This window comes from Pseudoduganella sp. RAF53_2, assembly GCF_052113985.1.
Lineage (GTDB): Bacteria > Pseudomonadota > Gammaproteobacteria > Burkholderiales > Burkholderiaceae_D > Rugamonas.
This window is the reverse complement of record NZ_JBFRDW010000458.1, coordinates 1-5025: the sequence shown is the minus strand read 5'-3', so window position 1 is coordinate 5025 and position 5025 is coordinate 1. Positions and strand designations below refer to the sequence as shown.

At 63.3% G+C, this 5025-nt stretch carries 4 protein-coding genes and 1 pseudogene; all 5 read left to right on the top strand.

What is annotated here, in order from left to right:
• Positions 1-1957 (top strand): VacB/RNase II family 3'-5' exoribonuclease (locus AB4Z11_RS22810; protein WP_442027863.1); only part of this gene is annotated, 1957 nt, incomplete at its 5' end.
• Between the two features lie 113 nt (positions 1958-2070).
• Positions 2071-2817 (top strand): 23S rRNA (guanosine(2251)-2'-O)-methyltransferase RlmB, encoded by a 747-nt coding sequence (gene rlmB, locus AB4Z11_RS22805; RefSeq protein ID WP_442027861.1) that lies wholly within the window; start codon positions 2071-2073, stop codon positions 2815-2817.
• Positions 2818-2936: 119 nt separating this feature from the next.
• The gene (gene cysE / locus AB4Z11_RS22800; protein WP_442027860.1) at positions 2937-3680 is read left to right on the top strand and encodes a serine O-acetyltransferase; all 744 of its coding nucleotides are present in this window, start codon (positions 2937-2939) and stop codon (positions 3678-3680) included.
• 19 nt (positions 3681-3699) lie between these two features.
• Positions 3700-4392 (top strand): YceH family protein, encoded by a 693-nt coding sequence (locus AB4Z11_RS22795; RefSeq protein ID WP_442027864.1) that lies wholly within the window; start codon positions 3700-3702, stop codon positions 4390-4392.
• A gap of 122 nt (positions 4393-4514) precedes the next feature.
• Positions 4515-5025: pseudogene (locus AB4Z11_RS22790) on the top strand (methyl-accepting chemotaxis protein); the annotation flags it as partial.

The following is a 5025-nucleotide window of genomic DNA, read 5'->3' as shown; positions in this document are numbered from 1 at the left end:
TGGCAAGATCGTGGAAGTGCTGGGCGATATGGACGACCCGGGCATGGAAATCGAAATTGCCGTGCGCAAGTTCGGCGTGCCGCATGTGTTCTCGGACGCCGCGCTGAAGCAGGCCGCCAAGCTGCCGGATTCGGTACGCGAATCCGACTGGGGCGAGCGTGTCGATCTGCGCGACGTGCCGCTGGTGACCATCGACGGCGAAGACGCGCGCGACTTCGACGATGCCGTGTATTGCGAGCCGGTGAAGATCGGCCGCAGCAAGGGCTATCGCCTGATCGTGGCAATTGCCGACGTCTCGAATTACGTCAAGCCGAACGATGCGCTGGATACTGATGCGCTKGAACGCAGCACTTCGGTCTATTTCCCGCGCCGTGTGATTCCGATGCTGCCGGAGAAGCTGTCGAACGGCCTGTGCTCGCTGAATCCGCGTGTGGACCGTCTGACCCTGGTGTGCGATGCCGTGATTACGGCGCAAGGCGACATCAAGGCTTACCAGTTCTATCCGGCCGTGATCCACTCCGCCGCGCGCTTCACCTATACCGAAGTGGCGGCCATTCTGGGCAACACCAAGGGACCGGAAGCGGCGCGCCGTACCGAGCTGGTGCCGCACCTGCAGAATCTGTACGACGTCTATCACGCGCTGCTCAAGGCCCGCCTGGAGCGCGGCGCGATCGACTTCGAGACCACCGAAACCTACATCGTCTGCAACCCTTCCGGCAAGATCGAGAAGATCATCCCGCGCACCCGTAACGATGCGCACAAGCTGATCGAGGAATGCATGCTGGCGGCGAACGTGTGCGCGGCGGATCTGCTGCTGCGCCACAAACACCCCGGCACCTACCGCATTCACGCCAGCCCGACCAAGGAAAAGCTCACCCAGGTGCGCGACTTCCTGAAGCAGGTTGGACTGTCCCTGGGCGGTGGCGATACGCCAGTGGCGCGCGATTACGCGGAGCTGATGAAAAAGGTCAAGGAGCGTCCCGACGCGAACCTGCTGCAAACCATGCTGCTGCGCTCCATGCAGCAGGCGGTCTACAGCCCGGACAATATCGGCCACTTTGGCCTGGCGTATGAGGCCTATGCCCACTTCACCAGCCCGATCCGCCGCTATCCGGACTTGCTGACGCACCGCGCCATCAAGGCGGTTTTGCAGGGCAGGAAGTACGAGCCGAAGATCGCCGACAAGAGCGTGCTGAATACCACGATCTCGAACGCGCAGCGCCGCCAGCAGCTGAAGGACAAGCAGGAAGGCCGGGAGCCGAAGAAGGCCTCCGGCGACCTGACTGTGTGGGATGCGCTGGGCGTGCATTGCTCGGCCAACGAACGCCGTGCCGATGAAGCGTCGCGCGACGTGGAAGCCTGGCTGAAGTGCTACTTCATGCAGGACAAGCTGGGCGAAGAGTTCAGCGGCATCATCACCGGCGTGACCACCTTTGGCGTGTTCGTGCAGCTGGACCAGCTGTTCGTGGAAGGCCTGGTGCACATCACCGACCTGGGCGCGGACTACTTCCAGTACGACGAAGCGCGCCATGAACTGCGCGGCGAACGCACCGGCAAGCGCTATCAGCTGACCGGCCGCGTGAACGTGCAAGTGGTGCGCGTGGACCTGGAATCGCGCAAGATCGACCTGCGCCTGGCCGACAGCGAAGTGATGTCGATGCCATCGCCGAAAAAATCCGGCCGCGGCAAAGGCGGCGGCCTGGTAGGCTCCTTCGGCGATTTCGATACCTTCGAGGACGAAGAGGGTATGGTGCCGCGTGGCCGCAAGCCTAAGGCCAAACCGGCGCCAAGCATCAGCCCGCGTGGCGCGGCGCCGACCAAGGCGCCGGCCGCACGCGCCAAAGGCCGTACGCAGGCCGCACCGGCGGCGCCAGCGTTCAAGCGCAGCAAGCCCAAGACCAACCCGAAGGCTGCACCACGCGTGACCAAGTCCGCGAAGAGCAAGAAGAAACGATAACCACCCCGGCGGCGCCGGCGCGGCGCCGATATTGGGGCCGCGCTGCGGCGTAGGGCGGATCATCGATCCGCCATTGCGTCCCATCCCGCGCCGCTAACGCACCCGAGAGCACCATGAGCAAGAACAAAATGATTTTCGGCTTCCACGCCGTCACCTCGCGCCTGCGCCACGAAGCGTCCAGCGTTGAAGAGATTTTCGTGGACGCCACGCGCGACGACCGCCGCATGAAAGACCTGATCGCCAACGCGAAAGCGGCTGGCGTGCGCGTGATGCCGGTTGAATCGGCCCGTCTCGACAAGATCGTCGGCACCCGCCGCCACCAGGGCGTGATCGCCTTCGCGTCCCAGCTGGCGCTGGCGCGCAACCTGGACGAGCTGCTGGACGCCATCGACGGCCCGCCGCTGCTGCTGGTCCTGGACGGCATCACCGATCCGCACAACCTGGGCGCCTGCCTGCGCGTGGCCGACGGCGCCGGCGCGCATGCGGTGATCGCACCGAAGGACCGCTCGGTGGGCCTGAACGCGACCGCCGCCAAGGTGGCTTCCGGTGCGGCGGAGACGGTGCCGTACATTACCGTGACCAATCTGGCGCGCACCCTGCGCGAACTGAAGGAACGCGATATCTGGCTGATCGGCACGTCCGATGATGGCGAGAAGGGCTTGTACGAAGGCGACTACCGCGGCCCGACCGCGATCGTGATGGGCTCGGAAGGCGAGGGCATGCGCCGTCTGACGCGCGAGACCTGCGATGTGCTGGTGTCGATTCCGATGTTCGGTTCCGTTGAGTCGCTGAACGTGTCGGTGGCCTCGGGCGTCTGCCTGTACGAAGCGCGCCGCCAACGCATCGCTTCTGAAACCTGACCCAAAACCGGGTGGCAGGCACGATGTGCCTGCCACCTGCCTTTGCCTCGGGTTTGGCCATCTGCACGGGCGTTGCGGATGCGTTATGATGGATTTCTGAACAATCACGCGCGCCCCCTATGTTTTCCCACCTCCGCGACGACATCAACAGCATCATCGAGCGCGACCCTGCCGCGCGCAATGGCTGGGAGGTGCTGACCTGTTATCCGGGCCTGCACGCGATCGTGGTGCACCGCTGGGCGCACTGGTGCTGGCATCACCACATGAAGTGGCTGGGCCGCTTCCTGTCCTATCTGGCGCGGATTGTCACGGGCATTGAAATCCACCCCGGCGCGAAAATCGGCCGCCGCGTCTTCATCGACCATGGCTTCGGCGTGGTGATCGGCGAAACGGCCGAGGTAGGCGACGACTGCACTATTTACCAGGGCGTGACGCTGGGCGGCACCACGCTGCACACGGGCACCAAGCGCCATCCGACGCTGGCGCGCGGCGTGATCGTGGGCGCCGGCGCCAAAGTGCTGGGCGGCTTTACGGTGGGCGAATATGCCAAGGTTGGTTCCAACGCCGTGCTGCTGAAGCCTGTGCCACCGGGCGGTACGGCAGTTGGCAATCCCGCGCACATCGTGCAAAAGGACCAGCAGCGTATCAGCCCGACCGAGCGCCTGTTTGCCGCGTATGGCGTGACGCCGAACGGCGACGACCCGCTGTCGAAGGCGCTGCATGGCCTGATCAATCACGCTGTCACACAAGAGCAGCAAATCGAGCGTATCGTGGCCACCATGAAGGCGGCCGGGCTGCATTGCGAAAGCATCGAGGCGTGCGATAAATTCGATCCCGCACAGCTGAATAAACTCGTGGATTAAGGAGACTGCTTTGGACGATATTCTGGACCCCTTTGAAATCCGCGTACTGGCCGTACTGGCCGAGAAAGAAGGCCTCACGCCGGATAACTATCCGCTGTCCCTGAACGCGCTGACCAATGGCTGCAATCAGCTGTCGAGCCGCGATCCGGTGATGCAGTTGTCGGAAGACACGGTAGCCGATGTGCTGGCGCGTCTGACCGAGAAGAAGCTGGTCAATTCCGTCAACCAGTCCGGCTCGCGCGTGACCAAGTACGAGCACCGCATGCGCATCAAGTGGTCGCTGGAGCAGGACAAGGTAGCCATCATGGCGATCCTGATGCTGCGTGGTTTGCAGACTGCGGGCGAGATCCGCACCCGCAGCGGCAGGCTGTATGAATTCAAGTCGGTGGCCGAGGTGGAAACCGGCCTGCAGTTTTTGATGGATAAATATCCGCCGCTGGTGGCCTCGGTGCAGGCGCCGGGCACGCGCGAACCGCGCTACGGCCAGCTGCTGGGCGGCGAGGAATCGCTGGCGCGCGATGCGACGGCGGGTGCTTACGGCGGCTCGGCGCACGCGCCAGCCGGCGCAGGTGGCGGTACTGCGGACAGCGGGCGCAGTGGCGGCGCCGACAGCGAGCGCGTCRCAGCCCTGGAGCGCGAAGTGCATGCGCTGCGTGCCGAGATGTCCGCGCTGACGGCGGCTTTCATCGCCTTCAAACGCTCGTTTGAGTAATTAGTATGTTCCAATCCCTATAGTAGCTATTGTTGCGCAAGCGCATCACTAGTGATTGTGGCCTCCCGGGCGACGTTGATATGCTGAGTCCATAACAATATCGACGACTCTGGGAGGGGAACATGGAATTGCTTCGCCGCTTGTCCATCCGGCACAAGCTTCTGCTCAGCATGGGCCTGTGCCTGCTGCTGTTCATCGCTATCTCATCGACTCTTAGTATCATGCAGACCAGCCGGGCGGCGCGCGAACGCGTCGGCCAGCACGAGCTGCCGGCCCAGGTGGCGGCCATCCGCAACGACGTCCTGCACCAGATCGCGACGCCACTGGCGGTATCTCAAACGGTCGCCAACAATACCTTCCTGTATGCCTGGGAAGATGCGGGGCTGGGCGACGAAGGCGTCGACAACTGGGTGGCGCTGGCGCGCAACCTGAAAGCGAAGAACAATGCGGCGACCGTGTTCTGGGTGTCGAAGGCGACCGGCAAGTATTATACCGACAAGGGCTATGACCGCACCTTGAAAGAAGGCGAGGGGCGCGACGCCTGGTTCTACGGCTTCCTGAACAGTAATGCGCCGTACGAGATGGTGATCGACAAGGATGTCAGTGCCGATTCCTATATGTTGTTCATTAACT

Bases quoted from the DNA above. Each gene is read 5' to 3' on its own strand.
- cysE (WP_442027860.1), top strand. From the start codon at position 2,937: ATGTTTTCCCACCTCCGCGACGACATCAACAGCATCATCGAGCGCGAC.
- rlmB (WP_442027861.1), top strand. From the start codon at position 2,071: ATGAGCAAGAACAAAATGATTTTCGGCTTCCACGCCGTCACCTCGCGC.